The 21,592-nt window shown below is 69.6% G+C and carries 8 protein-coding genes; all 8 read right to left on the bottom strand.

Annotated features, from left to right (window positions below; genetic code table 11):
* Window positions 1–5: 5 nt before the first annotated feature.
* The 8 genes from VV867_RS10345 to VV867_RS10310 all read right to left on the bottom strand — a co-directional run bounded on the left by VV867_RS10345 (window position 6) and on the right by VV867_RS10310 (window position 21,486).
* A complete protein-coding gene (locus tag VV867_RS10345; RefSeq protein ID WP_328566302.1) occupies window positions 6–1,823 on the bottom strand; it encodes a DUF1302 domain-containing protein in 1,818 nt (605 codons plus the stop codon).
* A gap of 277 nt (window positions 1,824–2,100) precedes the next feature.
* A complete protein-coding gene (locus tag VV867_RS10340; RefSeq protein ID WP_328566301.1) occupies window positions 2,101–2,868 on the bottom strand; it encodes an SDR family oxidoreductase in 768 nt (255 codons plus the stop codon).
* A 195-nt stretch (window positions 2,869–3,063) separates the two neighbouring features.
* Window positions 3,064–3,597 carry a cytochrome b gene (locus tag VV867_RS10335; RefSeq protein ID WP_275630345.1) on the bottom strand — a complete coding sequence of 178 codons (534 nt, stop codon included), beginning with the start codon at window positions 3,595–3,597 and terminating at the stop codon, window positions 3,064–3,066.
* Window positions 3,598–4,309: 712 nt separating this feature from the next.
* Window positions 4,310–6,409 carry an HlyD family efflux transporter periplasmic adaptor subunit gene (locus tag VV867_RS10330; protein ID WP_328566300.1) on the bottom strand — a complete coding sequence of 700 codons (2,100 nt, stop codon included), beginning with the start codon at window positions 6,407–6,409 and terminating at the stop codon, window positions 4,310–4,312.
* The gene (locus tag VV867_RS10325) at window positions 6,409–7,749 is read right to left on the bottom strand and encodes an efflux RND transporter periplasmic adaptor subunit (protein ID WP_328566299.1); all 1,341 of its coding nucleotides are present in this window, start codon (window positions 7,747–7,749) and stop codon (window positions 6,409–6,411) included. Before VV867_RS10325 ends, VV867_RS10330 begins: the two co-directional genes overlap by 1 nt.
* Window positions 7,750–7,755: 6 nt before the next feature.
* Entirely contained in the window at window positions 7,756–8,541 is a 786-nt protein-coding gene (locus VV867_RS10320; protein WP_109932248.1) for an efflux RND transporter periplasmic adaptor subunit, read from the bottom strand.
* Complete coding sequence (locus VV867_RS10315; RefSeq protein ID WP_328566298.1) at window positions 8,525–10,096, bottom strand: TolC family protein; 1,572 nt, start codon at window positions 10,094–10,096, stop codon at window positions 8,525–8,527. Before VV867_RS10315 ends, VV867_RS10320 begins: the two co-directional genes overlap by 17 nt.
* Before the next feature lie 44 nt (window positions 10,097–10,140).
* The gene (locus tag VV867_RS10310) at window positions 10,141–21,486 is read right to left on the bottom strand and encodes a VCBS domain-containing protein (RefSeq protein WP_328566297.1); all 11,346 of its coding nucleotides are present in this window, start codon (window positions 21,484–21,486) and stop codon (window positions 10,141–10,143) included.
* Window positions 21,487–21,592: the final 106 nt, after the last annotated feature.

The following is a 21,592-nucleotide window of genomic DNA, read 5'->3' as shown; positions in this document are numbered from 1 at the left end:
GCGGATTAGAAGTTCACGCCGACGCTGAACGCGAGGAAATCGCGATCGATCAGGGTGTTGTAGTCGCCACCGAAGAAGTTGGTGTACGACAGGCTGGCGGTGTAGGTGCTGCGGTAGTCGGCATCCAGGCCCAGGCTGATGGCCTTGGCGCCTTCGTTGAAGGTCGGGCCGTAGCCTTCCACGTCGTGGGACCAGGCGATGTTCGGCTTGAGGTTGATGCCGGCGATGGCGTTGCCGTAGTCGAGGATGGCGCGGGTGCGGTAGCCCCAGGAGGTGTTGGTGTAGAAGCCGTGGGTGTTGCCCGGCGCCCACTGACCGTACTCGGGGGTGCGGCCGTAGCGCATGGAACTGGTGGGTTCCAGGTCGCTCAGGTGGGTCAGGCCCAGTTCGCCCACCAGGGTCAGGCGGTCGGCGCCCATCACCTGTTCGAAGAAGTGGGTGAAGGTGGTCTGCAACTGGGTCATCGGCTTGCGCTCGTAACCATGGTTGTCGGCACCGGGGGCGGTGGGCATGGTCGGCGAGGTGGTCGGCGCGATGGGGTTGAGCACCGCCAGGGAGATGTCCGGGGTGTTGATCTGCAGCGGCATGTTCGGCCGGTAGCTGACCTCGCCCTGCCAGGCGGTGCCGGTGGGCAGCGTGGTGGCGAAGCTCAGGCCGTAGAGGCGGATGTCCTCGGGGTACTCGATGAAGTAGTTGCTGTTGCCCAGCACGGTGCTCAGGGCCATGCCCTGGACCACCGAGGAGCAGCCCGGGCGGCCGCCGCAGGCAGCGCCGGTGGCGGCCAGGATGCGCCCCAGCGAGGCCAGGGTGTCGGCGCCGGCGGTCTGGCTGCTGTAGTAGGGGTTGCGGCTGTGGTAGTTCATCGCATAGGCGCCGTACTCCACGTCGTCGGTCATGAAGCGCAGGGCCAGGCCCCACTGGCCGCTGTCGCGCGGGTCGCGGTCGCCGCTGCGGGGCAGGATCACCCCTTCGTCGTTGGCGATGAAGCCCTGGCCGTTGGCCGCGGCGATGGGCTCGAACTGCGCCATCAGCGCGCCGAAGCCGGGCGCGGCGTTGTTGGCGTTGTTCAGGTTGCAGCCGTGGGGTACCACGTCGCCGCCGAAGAAGGTGCCGCAGTTGTCCAGCACCGTCTTGTCCCAGCCCAGCTGGTAGAAGCCCTCGGCGGAGAAGCTGTCGGTGATGCTCTGCGACAGGTAGAACATGTTCACCGGCAGCAGCGCTTCCTTGATCTCGGCACCGGGGCGGCGGATGGCGGAAACGTCGATGGGGTTGATGCTGTTGATGCTGTTGGGGATGAAGGTGCTCTCGCCCCAGCTCACCACCTGCTTGCCCAGGCGCACGCTGCCCGGCAGGTTGGAAATGTCGTAGTTGTGGTAGACGAAGGCATCGAGCAGCTGTGCGCCGGAGGAGCGGGCACCCTTGTCGCGGCCCTCGTCGCTGATGTCCTTGAACGGCCGGCTCTCGTCCTTGAGTTCGAAGTCGTACCAGTACTTGCCACGGACGAACAGGCCGGTGTCGCCGTACTTCAGCTCCAGGTCGTGGATGCCCTTGAACAGCTTGGAGAAGGTCTCGCCCTTCTTGAAGTTCAGGCGGCCGTCGTCGGTGGTGTGGGTGGCGGTGTTGCCGCCGTTGTTGTAGCCGATGAAGTCCTGGTGGGGGCTCTGGGTACTCCAGCTGGCGCCGATCGACAGGGAGGAGTCGAACTGCCCCTCGATCTCGCCGATGCTGAAGTTGACGGCCTTGGCCGGGGCCGCGACGCCCAGGGCCACCGCCAGGGCCAGCAGCTGCGGTTGGAAGAAGCCAGGTCTTGTTATTGTTTTCATGTAGTGCTCCGGTGCTCGGTTGGAAGACTGCAGGCACAACCTATGTGGAGCGCCGGGCGCGGATAAGCGCGCGAAAGTACGAGTGGCGTGTCGGAAGAAGGTATGAGTCGTGCTGTGGCGCGGGTTTCAGCGGGGTTCAGCAATGCGATGAATGGTCCTTCATTCACTGGCTCGGTCAGACGTGGGAATTGTCCGAAGGAATTCACCCATGGCAACGCGCGCACCGGGCCAGTACCCGGTGCGTTCGGAGGTCAGGAGGGCGCCGCGGGCGCGCGGATCAGATGAGATAGCCGCCGTCCACCGCCAGGCTGATGCCGGTGGTGTAGCTGGAGGCGTCGCTGGCCAGGTAGAGCACGGCGCCGGCCATCTCCTCGGGGTTGGCCACGCGCTTGAGCGGCACCCGCTGCAGGATGCCGTCGAGCACCGCCGGGTTCTGCACCAGGGCGGCGGCGAACCTGGTGTCGGTGGGCCCTGGCAGCAGCGCGTTGCAGCGCACGCCAAAGGGCGCGCACTCGCGGGCGAAGACCTTGGTCATGCTGATCACCGCGGCCTTGGTCACCGAGTAGATGCCCTGCAGCTCGCCGGGGCTGACGCCGTTCACCGAGGCGACGTTGACGATGCTGCCGCTTCCCTGTTCCTGCATCAGCCTGCCGGCTTCCACCGACATGTAGAAGTAGCCGCGGATGTTGACGTCCACGGTCTTCTGGAAGGCGGCGACGTCGGTGTCCAGCACGTTGCCGTACTGCGGGTTGGTGGCGGCGTTGTTGACCAGGATGTCGAGGCGCCCGAAGCGCTCGCGGATCCAGTCGAAGGTGGCCCGGACCTGCTCCGGCTCGCCGATGTGGCAGGCCACGGCAGAGGCCTTGCCGCCGGCGGCCTGGATGGCCTCGGCCACCGCCTGGCAGCCCTCCAGCCTGCGGCTGGAGACGATGACCAGGGCGCCCTGGCGGGCCAGCAGGTGGGCGATGGCCTCGCCGATGCCGCGGCTGGCGCCGGAGACGAAGGCGACCTTGCCGCCGAGGTCGAAGGGGGCGGATGTGGACATTGGGCTGCTCCGGGAATGCTGTCGGGAGGTGCCGGCCACCGCCCCCAGGTCGGGTCAGGGGGCACGTCGAGGGGCGGGGCCGGCCAGGCGAGGATAGGCAGCGGGGTGGCGGGGCGATATCGCCCGGAAGTGCGATCAGGATGATGAATGGGGATGATGGGGGCGGCGCGTGGCGAGCCGGCCCCGGGTGGCGCCTCAGGCCTGCTCGCGGGCCGGCAGCATGGCGCGCAGCACGTCGTCGCGGCGCACGTGGTGGTGCCAGATGGCCGCGGCGGCATGGCCGAGGATCAGGGCGAAGAGCAGGTACTGGGCGGTGACGTGGAAGGCCTTGGCCGCCTCGCGCACGGCATCGGCAAGCGGCAGCGGCGGGATTTCCACCAGCCAGAACAGGCTCACCGGGCGCTTGCCGAACAGCAGGCCGCTGAGCGGCATCAGGATCAGCAGCGCATACAGCAGGGCATGGCCGGCCTTGGCGGCCAGCAGGTTGAGCCGCTCGCTGGCCGGCAGCAGCTGCGGCGCGCCATGACGGGCGCGCACCAGCAGCCGCGCGACGGTCAGCAGCAGGACCGAAAGGCCCAGGGACTTGTGCAGGGTGAACACCCCGCCGGCGCCGCCGAGCAGGCCGGCGAACAGGTCCTTGCCGTAGGGCAGGGCGATGATGGCCAGCACCAGCAGGGCGCTGAGCCAGTGCAGGGTGATCTGGGCGGGGGTGTAGCGGGCTTGGGTCACGGGGCTTTCCTCATCACGTGCGTTGTCCTGCTCGCGGAAGGTGGCGAGCGGCGTCTTTTTTCGTCGTGGGAATGGAGGAGGGTAACCGAAGGGGGCCGCCGCCGCCGAAGCGAAGGCGTTGCAATATGTTGTGGAGGGGGCCGTCGGCGGCCGTGGGCGTCGGGTTCAAGAGCCCCTCTCCCCAACCCTCCCCCGCAAGCGGGAGAGGGTTGGGGAGGGGGTGCGGCGTCAGGGTTGGCAGAGGTGCGTGGGCGAAGTCCGTCACCCTCTCCCCAACCCTCTCCCTGAAGGGAGAGGGGGCCGTTCGGCGTGCACGGATAACGCAGCGTCAGCCGGTAAGTCCGTAGGGCGAATAACCGTTCGCGGTTATCCGCCGTTAGCCCAAACACCGATGCCCGACGACGATGGCGGATAACGCCGTAGGCGTTATGCGCCCTACGGGTTTCCAGAGAAACCTCCGCGCGCACCGGAACGCCCCTTCAGAAGGCCGAGCGAAACCGGCGCTCAGGAGGTCATGCGACATGGATGTCGCGAGAGCCCCGATGGGCTAGCCAAAGCGACTCGCCCGAGGGGGCGAAACGAGAAACATCAACGCACTCGGAGCGGCGCGCCACACCACTCCCCAATCCACTGGTTTCCCGCGTTCGCGGGAATGACGATGGGGAGATAGGAGCACAGTGTCCCCCTCGCTCCTGCGAGAAGCGAAAGCGGCTCAGAACCCGCTTTCGCGCATGAAGACCGCCGCCAGGTGCATCAGGCCGTCGGCCAGCAGGCTGCGGCGCTGGCCTTCGATCTGCAGGTGGCCGCGGGTCTCGTGGAGGTTCGGCGGGGCTTCGTCGAGCTGCACCAGCACGTGGAACAGCGGGCTGCTGGGCACCAGCTGGTCGCCGTGGGGCTGCACCGCCAGGGGGCCGCCGTGGCGGGAGGCCAGGGCCGGCTGGCCGAGCTGGCCGATGCGCGTGGTGCCTATCTGCAGGACCTTGCCGGGGATCGCCCGGGGCACGCCTTCGGGGTAGAAGCGCACCGGGCTGCCTTCGCCCAGGCGCTGGATCTCGTCGGGGCCGACGTAGGCGTCCACCTGCCAGCTGCGTGGGTCGATGAGCACGCCCAGGGGCTCGCGGGTGCCGATCCACTGGCCGCCGTGCCAGTCCGGGTTGAGGTCCAGCCACTGGCCGGCGAAGGGCGCCTGCAGGTTCAGCCGGGCGATTTCCGAGCGGGCGGCGCGGGCTTCCTGGAACTGCACGCCGTAGCGCTGGCGGGTGGCGGCTTCCTCGGCCAGGCCCGCGGGGTCGGCCAGCAGGCCGGCCAGGCGGGCGCGGTAGCCCTGCATGCTGGCCTCGTTGCCGGCCAGGCGCAGAGTGATGTCCGGCTGGTCGAGCACTACCAGGGTCTGCCCGGCCTGCACCTGGCCGGCCTTGCGCACTTCCTGCAGCAGGGCCGGGAAGGGCGCGTAGAGGCGCACCTGGTGCTCGGCGCGGGCCAGGCCCACGGCGTGGATCTGGCTGCGCCAGGGGATGGCCACCAGCAGCAGGATGGCCGCCAGCAGGAGGAAGAAGAGGTGGCGGCGGCCGCGGCGCACTTCGCCGCGGTGCTGCCACCAGTGTTTCAGTTCGCGCCAGATCGGCTGCACGATGAACCAGGAGATTTCCACGGCGAACAGAAAGATCCCGAGCAGTTTGAAGAAGAACAGGTAGACGGTCACCGCGATGCCGAGGAACAGCACCAGGCGGTACACCCAGGTGACCATGGCGAAGGCCACCAGCAGGCGCCGCTGGCGCGCCGGGAAGGCTTCCGGCCAGGCTTCCTCCAGGCCCAGCAGGTTGCGCCGCAGGGTGACCTTGGCCAGGGCCGTGGCGCGCTCGTGCAGGTTGGGGAAGTCGAGCAGGTCGGAGAGGATGAAGTAGCCGTCGAAGCGCATGAAGGGGCTGGCGTTCAGCGCCAGGGACAGCGCCCAGCTGGTGGTGGCCAGGTACAGCAGGGCGTTGCGCAGCGGGCCCGGGTCGCTCAGCGCCCAGCCCAGGGTGGCGAGCCCGGCCAGGCCCAGCTCGGTGAGGATGCCGGCGCTGGCGATGGCCAGGCGTTGCCGCGAGCTGCGCAGCTTCCAGCTTTCGCCGGTGTCGGTGTAGAGCATCGGCCACATCACCACGAAGGCGATGCCCATGTGCGCCACCTTCAGCCCCAGGCGCGTGGCCACCAGGGCGTGGCCCAGCTCGTGGAGGGTCTTGGCCACCACCAGGGCCAGGGCGAAGCTGAGCAGGCCCTCGGTGGAGAAGGATTCCACCACGTCGTGGCGGAAGCTGTCCCACTGGTGCGCCACCAGGACGATGCCGAGCAGGCCCAGGCCCACCACCAGCACGCCGGTGAAGGGATGGAACAGCCAGCCCAGGGCGCCGGCCAGGCGCCGCAGGTGGCGCTGCGGGTGCAGCAGCGGGATGCGGAAGAACAGGTAGTGGTGCAGCCACCACTTCCAGGTCAACCACTGGTTGCCCTCGCTGGCCTCGCGCAGGCGCTCCAGGGCCTGGGCGCCGGGGCGCACCAGCTGGTGGCGCTCGAGGAACGCGCGAAAGCCCAGGACCTGCTCGGCGTCGGGCTTGAGCGCGGTCTGCTCGGCGATCTCCTCGGCGATGCGCCGCGGCGTCTGCTCCCAGCGCAGCAGGCATTCGAACTCCAGCCAGCCGATGCGGAAGAAGCGGTTGGTGACGTTGTCGTGGATCACCCAGGCCGGCTCGCCGTCGCTGTTGGTGCCGGCCTCGGCGATGTCGAGGTCGTCGCGCAGCGGCGGCGTGGGCAGGTCCTCGAGGGCGGCGTCCATCACCAGCCCGTCCAGGCGCGGGCGGCGGCCAGGGGCCGGCGCAGCAGGTAGTAGCCCAGCGGCACGCGCTCGCCATAGAGCTTGGCGGTGCCGTGCAGGCCCAGGCGGGCATGCTGCGGGGCGCCCTCGACGCTGGCCAGCAGGCGGTAGGAGGCCACGCCGTCCTCGCCGGGGCGCGCCTCGTAGCTGGTCTCGAGGATTTCGCCGTGCAGCGGCGACAGCGGGTAGGCGGTGAGGAACAGGGTGACCGGCGCGCCGCTGTCCAGGGCGATGGCGTCGGCCACCGGCAGCTGGATGCGCATGCCCGGCTGGCTGGGGTCGGCGACCTGGAGGATGCGCTCGCCGGTGACCACCGGCTTGCCCAGCCAGTCGTTGGGGTCGCTGTACACCGCCACCCCCGCGCGCGGCGAGAGCACCGTGGTGCGCGCCAGTTGCGCCTGCACCGCGGCCAGCTCGGCGCGGCGCTGCCGCGCGGTGCCGTTGAGCACCGCCAGTTCGCCCTTGCTCTGCGGGTTGTCGAAGGCCCGCTGGCTGGCGGCCAGCAGTTCGGCGTCGGCCACCGCGACTTCCTTGGCCAGCACTTCGGCGCGGCTGCGCAGGGTGGTCTCGTCGAGGGCGAACAGCGGGGTGCCGACCGTGACGCTCTGGTTCGGCCGCACCAGCATGCGGGCGATCACCCCGTCGATCGGCGAGCTGATCACCTGGGCATTGCGCGACACCACTTCGGCCGGGGCCAGCGCGGTCTGTCGCACCGGCACCAGCAGCATTACCGCCAGCACCACCGCAGCGAGCAGCAGCTGGCGCTTGCCGGGGCGCCAGAAACGCAGCGAGCGCGGCTTGCCGAAGGCGGCCCAGCAGTGCGCCCAGGTCTGGAAAACGCCCTGCAGCAGGCTCTCCACCGAGGGCGCCGGGGCTTCGTCGAGGAGGAACACCAGCAGCCCCAGGCGCTGGCCGTGGCGGTCATGCAGGGGGATGACCCAGAGCCCGCCGGGCCACCATTCGGCCCAGCCTTCGGCGATGTCCTCGGGCACCTCCAGGGCCTCGCGGGGCAGCCAGCGCGGCGCGGCGTCCTGCACCTGGCCGCTCAGCCAGCGCCCGGCGCGGCGCAGCCAGACCAGGTAGGGCGAGTCCTCGGTGGGCCGCGCCAGGCCCGAGATGCACAGCAGCTCCAGCTGCTGGCCGCGCTGGGCCAGCACCAGCGCCTGGTGGAAGCGCAGCAGGGCGTAGAGGTCGTTGGCCATGGAGAAGGCCAGGGCGTTCAGCGACTCCGCGGCCAGGGCGCGGTCGCGCAGGTTGGCCAGGCTCAGCAGCAACTGGGGTGGCGGGAACATCTCGCTCATGGCCGCTCACTCTTGCGCATCGGGGAAGCGCGCGGTACCGCTCATCCCCGCGATCAGTTCAGGATAGGCCGCATCCAGGCGCGCCTCCAGCTCGACGGTCTGGGCCACGGCGTCGACCCGCGCGTTGATGGCGCTGACCTTGGCCGGGTAGCGCTTGCCGGTCTCGTGGATCTCCACCTCCACGGGCATGCCCGGCTTCAGCCGCGGCAGCAGGGTGGAGGGCACGTTCAGGCGCACCTTGAGGGCGCCGTCGCTGACCAGGTCGAACAGCGGCGCGCCGGCCTGCACGGTCTGGTACGGCTTGACGTAGACCTTGGCCACGCGCCCGGCGAAGGGCGCCTGGATCTGGCAGTAGCCGGCCTGGGCGCGGGCCAGGGTGAGGGCGCCCTCGGCCTTGCTCACCTCGGTGGTGGCCATGGCCACTTCCAGTTCGCCGGCGGCGTCGAGCTTCTGCAGGTTGCGCTTGGCCGCCAGGTTCTGCCGGGCCATGCCCAGCTCGGCGCTGGCGACCTTGGCGCGGGCCTGCACCTCTACGCATTCGAGCTGGGCCAGCAGGGCCTGCTTGGCGACCTTCTGGCCAAGGCTGGCCTTGAGCTCGCCGAGGGTGCCGTTCATCTGGCTGGACAGGGTGGTCTCCAGGTCCGACACCAGCAGCACGCGGATGGCGTTGGGTTCGTCGCCGGCGGCCGGCGGCGGGAGGGCGGGGTCGCCGTCGGCGGCGAACGCCGACGGCAGCAGGGCGAGGAACAGGCAGGGCAGGAACGACAGGTACGGCTTACGGCTGTGCGGCATTGGCGCTTCCTTCGTTGCTGCTGGAGAGGGTGCTGTTGCCCGTGCTGTTGCTGGCGGTCAGCAGGTTGCTGCCGGTCTCCTGCTCCAGGGTGCGCTGGATTTCCCGGGCCAGGGTCTTCACGTCGTGGTTTTCCACCTTGTCCGGCAGCACCGAGAACCCCACCGAGTTGTACAGCCGGCCCCAGGCGGCCTGGGCGTCGGAGTAGGCGGCCTCGCGCTGGTAGCGCGAGAGCAGGTAGCGGCCCTCGGCGCGGATCAGCTCGAGCTCCGTGCCCAGGGCGGCGCTGCGGGCCTTCTGGGCGTAGTCCAGCAGGCTCTTGTCGACGCGCAGGCTGTCGTCGGCGAACTCCACCTCCTGGCGCGCCAGCTGGTAGCGCAACAGGCCGACGCGGACCTGGGTGAGGATGGCCATGGACAGCGCGGTGCGGCGCATGTCGTCGGTCTTGGCCTGGGTTTGCTGGGCGGTCTTCAGCGCCGGGTACTGCAGCAGGCGCAGCAGGTTGATGGAGACCTGCACGCCGGTCTCGTTCCAGTGGTTGTTGTACAGGTACTTGTTGGAGTCGTACTGGTAGCCGTAGTTGACGCTGACGTTGGGCCACAGCTGGGCCTTGGCGATCTTCAGGTCGTTCTCGTCGACGCGCTTGCGGTACCACTCCTCCATGATCTCCGGGCGGTGTTGCAGCGACAGCTGCTCCAGCTTCTCGACGTTGCCGGTGACCATGGGCAGCGGCTGCTCGCGGGTGTCGGCCAGGACCATCTTCGAGTTCGGCGGCAGCGACATCAGCGCGGCCAGCTCGGCGCGGGCGAACTCCAGGTCCTGGCGGCGCACGGTGAGCATGTACACCGAGTCGAGCAGGGCGCGCTGGTAGGCGAGGATGTCCTGGCGCGGCAGCAGGCCCTGGTTCTCGGCCTCGCGGGCGGCGGTCAGGGCGCGATGGGTGCGCATCAGCAGGTTGTCCACCTCCGGCAGCAGGCGCTGGGCGCCCAGGGCCCGCCAGTAGGCGTTGCGCACGTCTTGCAGGACGTTCTGGGCGACGCGCTCGCGGCGTTCCTCGGCCATGAGGATCTGGTCGGCCTTCTGCTGGGTGCGGTAGTAGGCCACGCCGAAGTCCAGCAGGCTCCAGGACAGGCCCAGGCTGTCGATGTCGCGGTAGCGCTCCTCGGAGGTGGACGGGCGCAGGGAGACCTGACGGTCCTGGATGCCGATGGAGGTGCCGCCGGAGTCGTTGTTGCGCCCGGCGTAGCCGGCCGAGGCCACCAGGCGCGGCAGCATCTCGTGGGCGGTGACGTCGCGCAGGTCGGCGGCCAGGGCGCTTTCCAGCAGCTTCAGGCGGTAGTCGAGGTTGTATTTGAGGGCCCGCGCGGCGGCCTCGTAGAAGGTGATGGGGGCGGTCACCGCTTCCTGCTCGCGGTACATGCGCGCCTGGTCGTCGATGACGCGCTGGCGCATTTCCTGTTCGTCGTAGGGTTTGGACTCCATCAGCGAGGAGCAGGCGGCGAGCGCAGTGCTGACGGCGATGATGGCACTCAAGGCCTTGAGGCGATGTCCCGGCATAAGCGTTCCTTGATCCATGCGTGGTTTTCTCTGTCGGTCCTGATTCAGTTGGCGCTGCCCCGGCGTTGCGCGGCCTGGCGTAGCTGCTCGCGGAAGCCGCGGGCGGTCTGCGCGGGCTTCTCGGCCGGCACCAGGTCGCTGGCGCGCGGCGCCCACAGCGAAGGCTCGCTGAGCAGGCCGTCGGCGCTGAGGTTGGCCCGGCCGTGGCGGCCGAGTATCCAGGCCATTTCCTGCTCGCTGGCCTTGCGGCTTTCGGCTACTGCCTGGGCCACGTACTGGCCGGGCACCAGGCCAAGGCCCGCGCCGACCGACTGCGACTCGACCTCGGGTGTGAGGAAGAGGTCGGCGCGGTTGCCATCCACGTGCCACATGGATTGCATGAGGCGCTGTTCGATGCGCTCGACCTCCGGCAGCACGAAGATCGCCGGCTGCAGGTCGAGGTTGACGGGCGTCGGCGCGCGGTCGCCGGAGCGCCCGCCGAAGTAGGGGCCGGCCGGTGGCTGGATGTACGGCGAGGCGATGTCCAGGGTGATGGTCAGCTGGGCCTGGTCGGTGGCGCCGGCGAGGTCGGCGACGGTGTAGGTGAAGATGTCCTGCAGCACCTGGCCCAGGCCGGCGGCGGCGAGCACCTCGGGGTTGGTCATGTCGATGCTGTAGGTGTAGCTGCCGTCGGCATTGAGGGTCAGGAAGCCGTAGCGCCCGGCGAGCACCTGGCCGATGGCGCCGGCGCTGCCGCTGCCGTTTTCCGCGCCGGTGCGCACGCCGACCACGGTGAGGGCGTCGCCGCCGTCCACGTCGCTGTCGTTGGGCAGCACGTTGCCGCTGGCCTGGGGCGCCACCACCTGGTCGCTGGCGACGTTGCCGTCGTCGCGCGCCACCGGGTTGTCGTCGGCGCCCTGGATGACCACGGTCAGGCGCGCATCGGAAGTGGCACCGGCGGTGTCGCGCATGCGGTAGGTGAAGACCTCGCGCAGCGTCTGGCCTGCGGTGCGCAGGGCCTGGACCACGGGGTCGGCGTTGTTCACCTCGTAGCGGTAGCTGCCGTCGGCGTTGAGCAGCAGGGTGCCGTAGCGGCCCTGCAGCACGCTGCCGGCATTCGCCGCGGCGCCGGTTTCGCTGCTCACCGTGAGTACCTGGCGCGTCTCGCCGTTGGCCACGCCGTCGACGTCCTGGTCGTTGTCCAGCACGTTGCCGGTGGGGTTCACGCCCGGGGTGCCGTTGTTCACCCCGCCGGCCTCCACGGCGATGGCGCTGTCGTCCCGGGCGATGGGGGTGTCGTTGGCGCCGTGGATGACGATCACCAGCTGGGTGCTGCTGGTGGTGAACCAGCGGTCGGCGATGGTGTAGGTGAACACGTCGGACAATGTCTGGCCGGCGATGCGCAGGGCCTGCACCTCGGGGTTGGCGTTGTCCACCCGGTAGCTCCAGCTGCCGTCGGCGTTGAGCGTGAGGGTGCCGTAGCGGCCCGGCAGCGGCACACCCACCAGGCCGTCGGGCGGGGTGCCGGTGTCGGTGCCGGTGCGTACCTCGGTGACGGTCAGCGGGTCGTTCTCCAGGTCGGTGTCGTTGCTCAGCACGTTGCCGCCGGGGTCCACGCCGGGGACGTTGTTGTTCAGGCCGCCGGCCTCGGTGGCGTCGCCGCTGTCGGGGTTGGCCACCGGTGGCGAGTTGAGGCCGAACACCACGATGTGCAGTTGCGCCAGGTCCACCAGGCCGCCGCCGTCGCGCACTTCGTAGGTGAAGTAGTCGCTGAGGGTTTCCAGCAGGCCCAGCTCCTGCACGGCCGGGTTGCTGTTGTCGACGTGGTAGGTGTAGGTGCCGTCGGCGCCGATGATCAGTTGCCCGTAGAGGCCGTTGACGATGGTGCCGTTGGCGTTGCTGGTGCCGGCGCTCACCGCCTGCAGGGTGCCGCCGGCGCTTTCCTGGCCGCTGCGGATGCCGCTGACGTTCTTGCTGTCGCCGGCGTCCACGTCGGTGTCGTTGTCCAGCACGTTGCCGCTGGGGTCGAAGCCGTCGCTGATGTCCGGCTTGGCGGCCAGGGCGAGGTCCAGGTCGTCGTTGGCCACCGGGGTGTCGTAGGCGCCGCGGATGGTGAGGGTGATCTGGGCGATGTCGGTGGCCCCGGCGGTGTCGTGCATGCGGTAGCTGAAGGTTTCCACCAGCGTCTCGCCGGCCTTGAGCGCCTGTACCCGGGCGTCCTGGTTGTTCAGCACGTAGCTGAAGGCGCCGTTGGCGCCGAGGGTCAGCACGCCGTACTGGCCGGCGATCACCTGGCTGCCGTTGACCGCGGTGAAGGTGCCGTTGGCGGCCTCGGTGCCGGTGCGGATGCCGTCGACCGTCTTGCTGTCGCCGGCGTCCACGTCGGTGTCGTTGGTCAGCACGTTGCCGCTGGGGTTGCTGCCCGGGGTGCCGTTGTTCACCCCGCCGGCCTCGATGGCCTCGGCGCTGTCGTCCACCGCCAGGGGGTTGTCGTCGCGACCCTGGATGGTGATGGTCAGGGTGGCGGTGGTGGTGGCGCCGGCCAGGTCGCGCAGGGTGTAGGTGAAGACTTCCTGCAGGGTGTCGCCGGCGGTGCGCAGGGCCTGCACCCGCGGGTCGGCGTTGTTCAGCACGTAGCTGAAGCTGCCGTCGGCGTTGAGCGTCAGGGTGCCGTAGGTGGCGGCGAAGGCGCTGCCCACGGTGCCGATGCTGACGCCCTGGCGGAAGCCGGCCACGCTGAGCACGTCGCCGGCGTCCACGTCGCTGTCGTTGCCCAGCACGTTGCCGCTGGGGTTGCTGCCGGGCGTGCCGTTGTTCAGGCCGCCGGCCTCGATGGCGGTGGCGCTGTCGTTCTGCGCCACCGGGGTGTCGTTGGCGCCGCTGATGGTGATGGTGAGGGTGGCCTGGTCGGTGGCCTGGGCGGTGTCGATCACCGTGTAGGTGAAGGTGTCGACCAGCTGGTCGGCGCTGCTGCGCAGGGCCTGCACCCTTGGGTCGCTGTTGTCCAGGCGGTAGCGGTAGCTGCCGTCGGCGTTGAGCGTCAGCCAGCCGTACTGGCCGCGCAGCTCCACGCCCAGGCTGCCGGCGCTGCCGCTGCCGGACTCGGCGCCGGTGCGCACGGCGCTGACGCTGGTGGTCTCGCCGTTGGCCGGGGCGTCGACGTCGCTGTCGTTGCCCGGCCCGGCCGGGTCGGTGAGCAGCACGTTGCCGGTGGGGTCGACGCCCGGCTGGTTGTTGTTGATGCCGCCGGCCTCCACCGCGGCGGCGCTGTCGTCGCGGGCCACGGGGTTGTCGTTCTGGCCGTGGATGACGATCAGCAGGAAGGACGGCTCGGAGAAGCCGCCCTCGCCGTCGGTGAGGGTGTAGGTGAAGCCCTCGAACAGGCGGTCGGTGTCCAGCCGCAGCGCCTCGACGTCGGGGTTGGCGTTGTTCAGGGCGTAGCTGTAGGTGCCATCGACGTTGATGGTCAGGGTGCCGTAGGTGCCGTCGATGATGGTGGGGCCGGTGCTCGACAGCGGGGTGCCGTTCACCGTGGCCACGCTGATCGGGTCGCCATCCGGGTCGGTGGCGTTGAGGGTGATGTCGCCGCTGGGGTCGCTGCCGGGGGAGGTGTTGTTCACCCCGCCTTTTTCCACGGCGGTGGCCACCACCACCTGGGCTACCGGCGGGTCGTTCACCCCGCGGATGGTGATGACCAGTTGGGCGCGGTCGGTGAGGCCCTCGGTGTCGGTGATCTCGTAGGTGTAGATGACCTGGATGGTCTGCCCGGCGGCCAGGCCCTGGATGGTGGCGTTGTCGCTGTTGACGTCGAAGGTGAAGGAGCCGTCGGCACCTATGGTGAGGGCGCCGAAGGAATCCGGGTCGGTGATCTGGGCGCCGTTCTGCTCGGCGTAGGTGGCCTGGATCACGGTGCCGTTGCTGGTGGAGGTGCTGTCCGCGGCCACCAGTGTCATGCCGGGGTTGGACAGCTCGGTGGCCGAGCTGATGCCGGTGACGTGCAGGTTGGTGTTGGGCCGGTCGACGCGGTCGACGTCGCTGTCCACGCCGTTGCCGCCGGGCTGGGTGGCCGGCCCCGGGCGGCTGGGGAAGAGGATGACGTTGCCGCTGGGGTTGCTTTCCAGCGTGGGGTCGTTGGTGGCGGCGGCCTGGGCCGAGGCCTGGTCGTCGCTGGCCACCGGGTTGTCGTAGGCGCCGTTGAGGGTGATGCGCAGCTCGGCCAGGTCGCTCAGGCCACCGGCATCGGTGACGCGGTAGGTGAAGTATTCGAACAGCTGGTCGCCTGGCACCAGGCGCTGCACCGCGGTGTTGTCGTTGTCCACTACGTAGGTGTAGCTGCCGTCGGCGTTGATGGTCAGGGTGCCGTAGGTGCCGGCGATGACCGTCGGGGTGCCGTCGACGACGTCGGTGATGCCGCCGGAGGCCGACTCGCGCAGGTTGCGGATGCCGGTGACGGCCTTGGTCTCGCCGTTGGCCGGGCTGTCGACGTCGGTGTCGTTGGTCAGCACGTTGCCGCTGGGGTTCACGCCCCCGCTGCCGTTGTCCACCCCGCCGGCCTCCACCGCGGTGGCTTCGTCGTTGACGCCCACCGGGGTGTCGTTGGCGCCGTGGATGGTGATGGTGATGGTCGAGGTGGCCGTGGCGCCGGCGATGTCGCTGATGGTGTAGGTGAAGGTTTCCGTCAGCGTCTGCCCGGACAGCCTGAGCGCCTGCACTGCCGGGTTGTTGTTGTCGACGATGTAGGTGGTGCCGCCGGCGGCGGAAATGACCAGCGTCCCGTAGGTGCCGCCGACCAGGGTGAAGGCGTTGGCCGGCACGCTCTGCTGGTTGCCGCCCTGGGGCCCGGCGCTGATCACCCGCAGCACGTCGTTGTTGGTGGCGATGTCGACGTCGGTGTCGTTGGTCAGCACGTTGCCGCTGGGGTTGCTGCCGGGGGTGCCGTTGTTGGTGCCGCCGGCCTCGATGGCGTCGGCCGTGTCGGGGTTGGCGACAGGCGCGTCGTTGACCGGGTCGACGATGATCTGCACCGTGTCGATGTCGACCAGGTCGTCCCCCGGCTGCCCGGGAATGCCATCGTTGTCGGCGTCGCCGAAGTTGCCCTGGTCATGGGTTTCCATGGTCAGGGTCTCGCCGTCGCGGAAGGTGTTGAAGTCCTGGTTGCCCTTGTAATAGACCTGCGACAGCAGCACGTTCAGCTGCTGCAGGGTGCCGGTGAGCACCAGGGTGTTGCTGGCGCCGCCGGGCGGCGTGGCGTTCGGCGCCGGCGTCGTGGCGCTCTGCCAGAGCACGCCGTGCTGCACCGTGAGGGTGATGCTGAGGATGCCGCTGCCGGCGTCGGAGTCGGCCACGGCCAGGCCGCCCAGGTGCAGCACCGTGTCTTCCTGGCCGTGCTGCCCGGCGAGGGTATTGATCGGTGCCTCGTTGATGTGCACGTAGCCGGCGTCGGCGGTGCCGCTGGCGCCTTCGCCCAGGGCGACGTTGACGCTGCCCAGGCCGCTGGCGCTGGTGCCGGTGTCGGTATCGATGCGCACGTGGAAGCGGTTGGTGGCGCTGAGCTGGAAGTTCTGCGGCACCACGATCAGGTAGTTGCCGGCCGGCAGCAGGGCGAACTCGTAGTGGCCGTTGGCGTCGGTGAGGGTGCTGAACACGCGGTCGTCGCCATTGCCGAAGATACCGTCGGCGCCGGCCCAGGTCAGCTGCACGGTCAGCCCGGCGAAGCCGGTGCCGTCGGGCGTGGTGCTGTTGTCCGCCGACGGGGTGTCGTCCCACAGGGTGCCCTGCACCAGGCCCAGGCCGGCGCCTTCGCTGAGCACGTAGTTGTTCAGCCCGGCGGTGCCGTCCTGGCCGGTGCGTTCGCCGTCGGCGCTGCCGCCGGTGCCGGGCAGCGAGCCACCCCAGCCGCCGGTCTCGAAGGCGGTCGGCAGGCTGGTCCAGGTCAGCACCGCGGCGCTGGCCGCGTTGTCCGGGACCACGGTGTTGGGCACGGTGACGGTGTAGATCACCTGCACCTTGTCACCCACCGCCAGGCGGTCGAAGTCGATGGAGATGGCGCCGTTGGCGCTGACGCTGATGCCCGCCGGCAGGCTGGCCAGGTTCAGCGCCGCGCCGTTGATCAGGATGCTCTGCACCTGGTAGTTGCTGCCGTTGGGGAACTGGTCCTGCAGGTGCACGTTGTAGGCCGGTATCTCGCCGTTCTGGGTGAAGCTCACCGAGACCGTGGTGGTCGTGGTGCCGACGCCCGGCAGGATGTCGATGACCTGCTTGTCCAGGCCGGTGAAGCCCGGCTCCACCACGCGCTCGAAGAGGATGTCGCTCTTGCCGCGGTCGACGTCCTCGCCGGGCAGGCCGACGTGCTCGAAGGCCTGCACGCCGAGGCTGGCGCTGCTCTGGTTGCTGGCCACGTTGGTGACGCGCACGTTGAACTCCAGCACCACGCCTTCGATGTCGGCGTCGCTGGTCTCGGTGTTGGTCAGGTTGCCCAGGTTGAAGGTCGCCGTCTGGCTGCCGTCGGGGTTGGTCACGATGGTCACGCGGCTGCCGTCGAACAGGCCGCTGGGCACCACGCCGCTGAGGTCGGCGTTGAGCGGCTGGGCCACGGCGCTGTTCTGGTTGCCCTGCATCCAGATGCTGCCGCCGGTGACCAGGGTGGCGTCGCTGGACAGCCCGTTGAGGTTGCTCGACACCAGGGCGATGAGGATGTTGTTCAGGTCGGCCGGGATGAACTCCAGCCCGGCGGCCAGCTCGATGCGGATCTGGTAGTTGGGGTTGTCGCCGGTGGGCACCAGCACCGCCACGCGGTAGCGGATCACCTCGCCCACGGCCACCGTCTCGGTGATCCCGGAGGTGTCGGTTGCGCCGCTGCCGTTGGTGGGCGGCGGGGTGTCCTGCATGCCGCCGACGTGGGAGATGCGGATGCCGTTGCTGACCGGGAAGGGCAGGATGGAGTTCAGCCGGTAGTCGTTCAGGGTGCCGCCATCGAGCACGCCGTCGGCGCCGGTGCGTTCGCCGGCGTTGGCGCCGTCGAGGCTGGTCCACTGCACCTGGGCGACGTTGCTGAACACCGCCTGGCCGGCGGCGCTGGCGTTCACCGTGCCGCGCAGGTGCAGGACGATGCTGCCGCCCTTGGAAATGTCGATGTTGGCGCCGCTGGCGGTGACCAGCTGGCCACCCTGGATGACGAAGTCGACGCCGCCGTTGTTGGTGGCGCCCGAGTAGATGACACCGGTGATGGTCACGCCGTCCAGCTCGCTGGGCAGGGTGTCCAGCAGGCTGATGTCGAAGGCGGCATAGTCGTTGGCGCCACTGCCGTTGCGAATGGTGATGGTGAAGTCCACCACGTCGCCTTCGTCGAAGCCGCCGAAGTCGGGTGTGGTGTCGACGGTCTGGGTGACCTGCAGGGTGGGCTCGCGCAGGGTGACGGTCGGCGCGCCGCCGCTGAGGTCGACCTGGCGGTCCAGCGGCGTGGCGCCGTTGGGCGTGTCGCCGTCGGGGTCCTGGTAGTGCAGGTTGGCGCTGTTCTGCAGCGACTTGTTGGCCTGGTTGCCGATGACGTTGCTGGCCACCAGCTGCACGCGGATGACGAAGGTGTTGTTGCCGGTGTTGTTGTCCGCGCTGGTGGCGAAGGCACTGAAGCTGAAGCGCGCGTCGACGCCGTCGGCGCCCAGGGTGCCGCCGACGCCGGCGATGCCGCTGATCACCACGTTGCCGGCGAAGTCCTGGGCCAGGCTGCCTCCGCTGCCCGCGGCGGTGAGGATCAGCTGGTAGCCCAGGCCGCCGTTGAAGCTGGTGTCCAGGCGCATGCCCGGCGGGATCAGGTCGTCGATGCTGAGGTTGCTGGTGCTGCCCTCGGGCAGGCGCACGACGATGTCGTAGAGCATGCTCTCGCCGACCACCAGGTTGCTGCCGGTGGTGTGGCTGGCGCTGGAGTCGCCGTCGTCCAGGCTGCCGCCGGCGAAGACCTTGCTGATCACCGGCGCGGCCACCTGCTGGTTGGCCAGCTCGGTGAGGTCGGCGCCGGGGAGGAAGTCGCTGCCGCCCTCGACGCTGGCGTAATGGGACAGGCTCGCCGTGCTCTGCAGGGTGCGGCTGGCGGCCACCGAGGTGTTGACGGTGACGTCGTAGGTGATGACGACGATGTTCTGCCCGCTGTTGTCGGCGGCGGTGCCGGACCGCCCGGGCAGCAGCGTGGCCACGGCCCCGGCGTCGAGGAAGGTGATGGTGTTGCCCGAGACGCTGTAGTCCACGTTCAACTGCAGCAGGGTGCCGTCGCCGCGGTAGATCTGCAGGTTGGCCGCGGCCAGGCTGCCGCCGACGAAGGCCAGGTCCGGCGGCAGGGTGATGCTGGTGACCACGTCGAAGGCGCCGCCGCCGCCGCTGTTCTCGATGGCGGTGGCCAGGCGCAGGGTGTCGCCGGCGTCGATGCCGCTGACGTCGCCGTTGATCGCCGCAAGGTCGGTGACGTTGCCGCTGAAGGGCTTGCCGCCGGTGCCCGGCGCGGTCCAGGTGCCGCTGGTGCCGGTGACCGTGCCGTTGCTGCTGGAGACCACGCCGTGCTTGATGTCCAGCACCGGCTCGGCGATGGATACCACTTCCTCGACGTCCGAGGACAGCAGCGGGGTCTGGTTGATGGTGGTGGTCTGGCTGGACTGCGCCAGCACGTCCAGCGAGCGCTGGTCGGCGAAGGGTTGGTCGCCGACGCGCAGGGTGAAGGTGACGACGATCTTGCCGCCGGCGATCTGGCTGATCTGGTAGTCGCCGAAGTCGAACACGATGGAGTTGCCGGGGCCGACGGACACCGTGACCGCCCGTCCCGGGTCGCTGTCGCCGGCACCGAAGTTCCACTGGTTGACGCCATTGCCCTGGACCAGGGTGCCAAGGCTGCTCACGTCCAGCAGCGGCAGCGGCAGGTAGGCGGTGAGCTGGAAGTTCTCGTAGTCGCCGGTGACCAGGTCGTAGGACAGCTGGAAGGTCACCAGGTCGCCCGGGCGCAGTTCGCCGGAGGCCGGCGGGGTGCCACCGTTGACCTGGACGATGTCGATGTCCACCTGGCTGGTGGCGATGGTGCTGCTGGTGCTGGAGCCGTCGCTCTGGTCGCCGCCGATGTTGACCACGTCCTCGAGCACGGTGGCGGTGACGGTGGCGTTGTTGCCGAAGCTGTCGCCTTCGTTGATCTCGCTCTGCGGGTAGGTCGAGGTGTAGGCCTGGTTGATGAAGACGTTGTAGCTGATCACCGCGGTGGTGGCGGCGGTCTGCACGTCGTCGAAGGCCAGGTCGCCGAACAGCGCGCCGAGCAGCTCCGAGGCCTGGCGCAACGACTCGCCGATGTCGATGACGATGGTGGTGGTGCCGTCGGCGTTGGCGGTGGCGGTGTAGAGCAGGTTGATGGTGCCGGTGGCGCCGTTCTGGCTGACGGCCATGGTCAGCGGGCCGGTCAGCGTCTGGCCGTCGGCGAGGGTGTCGGTGATGGTGAACTGGCCTTCGCGCAGGAGGTTCTCGCCGAAGGCGAAGTAGTCCGACAGGGCCACGTTGAGCACGTAGCGCAGGGTGTCGCCCGGGCTCAGGCCGGTGGTGCCGACGTCGGTCTGCAGCACCGCCTGCTTCTGCAGGGTGATGGCCTTGGCGACGAACTCGCCGCCGGTGCCGTCGCCGGTGGCGCTGAAGTCCACGTCGGTGGCTGGCGGCGTCAGGTCGCGCGGGTCCAGCGGCGTCCACTGGCCGGTGGCGCTGGGGGCGCCGAAGTCGATGGTCACCGGGTTGCCGGTGGCGGGGTCGAGCACGGCGTTGCCGTCGGCGCCCACTTCCGGCACGTAGAAGGTGACGGTGGAGGTGGTCGGGGCGCTCAGGGTGGCGTAGGTGATGCTGTAGGAGGTGATGAAGATGCTGTCGCTGGCGATGGCCGCGGCGATCGCCGCCGGGTTGGTCAGCACGGTGCCGTCGAGCAGGGTGATGGAGGTCAGGGTGCCGCCGGCGCCGGGGGTGATGGCGGTGACCTGGACGTCGCCCGGCACGCTCTGGGTGACCACCACGTTGTGCAGCGTCTGGCCGCTGGCCGGGGTGACGGTGACTGTCTGGTTGTGGGTGAAGTTGGGGCCGGTGGCGGTCTCGCCCTCGGTCATGTCGATGCTCTGGGTGAGGTCGACCAGGGTCGGGTGGACCAGCAGCGGGTGCAGGGTGGCCTCCACCAGGCTGGGGTCGACCGTGGGGTTGTTCAGCGAGTCGTTGCCGTACTCGAAGCCGCCGCGGGCGCTGATGGTCAGGTCCGGGTTGCCGCCGGTGAGGCTGGTGTCGGCCAGGTTGCTCAGCCGCGCGGTGATCTGCAGGGAGATGGTCGGCTGGTCCTGGGACACGCTGGCGTAGGGCACCTGCAGCACCACCATCTGGTCGCCCGGACGCATGCCGACGCTGGCGGCGGTGATCACCAGCGGATTGCCGTCCGCGCCCTTGGCCAGCGGGTGGGTGGCGTTGCCGTTGGCGTCGAAGGTGACGACGAAGGATTTCACCGTCTGCCCCAGGTAGGTGGCGCTGACGAAGCTGATGCCGTCGTCGCCGTCCTTGCCGGTGGCCGGCAGGAACAGGTCGATGTAGGGCGCGTAGCCGACCTGGCTGGAGGCGTTGCTCAGGTCGACGGTGAAGGTGAACTGGTCGCCGATCAGCACGTCGCTGTCGGGCATGCCGATGCTCACCGTCGGCGCGGCGTCGGCCAGCAGGCCCTGGAAGCTGGCCAGGGTGCTGGCGGACAGGGCGATGCTCTTGTCCAGGTCGCCGTGGTGTACCTCCAGGTTCCAGTCGCCGCCGGCCGAGCCCGCCCCGGTGGCGTTGCTGGAGGCGCCGACGTCGGCGCCGGTCCATTGCGCCAGGCGGTCGACCAGGGCCTGGCCGGCGGAGCCGGCGCCCACGGCGCAGCCATAGAGCTGGATGTCCGCGCCGGCCTGCAGCTCGCCATGCCAGCCGCTCAGGGTGCTGCCGAACTGGTCGAGGTTGGCCGCGGTGAAGGTCTGGTTGCCCAGGGTGAACTGGCCGGAGGCGCCGTGGGAGAAGATCTGGATCGAGTCGACCTTGCCCAGCTGCGCCAGGGTGGCGCTGATGGCGGCCAGGGCGTCCTGGCCGGCGTCCACCACCAGGGTGGTGACGTTGGCGGCGAGGTTGGCGGTCAGCTGCTCGCGGTTCTCCACCCGGCTGTCCAGCACCACCAGGGTGCGCGACTGGCCCGGGGCCTTGGCTGCTGCGGCCTGGGCGTCCGGGGTGCTGGGCGTGTGGCTGGCGTCGGCCTGGCCGGCCGGGTCGGTGTCGTGGTGTTGCTGGTCGGCGGCGGCGGATGCGGCGGCGCCATCGAAGAGGATCCTGGGCTCCAGCGCCAGGGCCTGGCCACGGGGACGGAAAGCGGCAGCCAGGTGGCTCGGTTTCGGCATGTCCATACGAATACCCACATCGGAAATCGTCAGCGATCGAAAACAACGCCCGGACTTCTAACGCGAGCATTTCCTGGCCCTTAGCCTAGTCAGGAATCGTGAAGTTGCTCAG

The sequence above is a fragment of the Pseudomonas sp. JH-2 genome (genome assembly GCF_036231725.1).
GTDB lineage: Bacteria > Pseudomonadota > Gammaproteobacteria > Pseudomonadales > Pseudomonadaceae > Pseudomonas > Pseudomonas delhiensis.
This window is presented reverse-complemented; position numbering and strand designations above follow the sequence as displayed.

Coding starts and splice junctions, on each gene's coding strand:
- VV867_RS10345 (WP_328566302.1), bottom strand. CDS start 1,823: ATGAAAACAATAACAAGACCTGGCTTCTTCCAACCGCAGCTGCTGGCC.
- VV867_RS10340 (WP_328566301.1), bottom strand. CDS start 2,868: ATGTCCACATCCGCCCCCTTCGACCTCGGCGGCAAGGTCGCCTTCGTC.
- VV867_RS10330 (WP_328566300.1), bottom strand. CDS start 6,409: ATGGACGCCGCCCTCGAGGACCTGCCCACGCCGCCGCTGCGCGACGAC.
- VV867_RS10325 (WP_328566299.1), bottom strand. CDS start 7,749: ATGAGCGAGATGTTCCCGCCACCCCAGTTGCTGCTGAGCCTGGCCAAC.
- VV867_RS10320 (WP_109932248.1), bottom strand. CDS start 8,541: ATGCCGCACAGCCGTAAGCCGTACCTGTCGTTCCTGCCCTGCCTGTTC.
- VV867_RS10315 (WP_328566298.1), bottom strand. CDS start 10,096: ATGCCGGGACATCGCCTCAAGGCCTTGAGTGCCATCATCGCCGTCAGC.
- VV867_RS10310 (WP_328566297.1), bottom strand. CDS start 21,486: ATGGACATGCCGAAACCGAGCCACCTGGCTGCCGCTTTCCGTCCCCGT.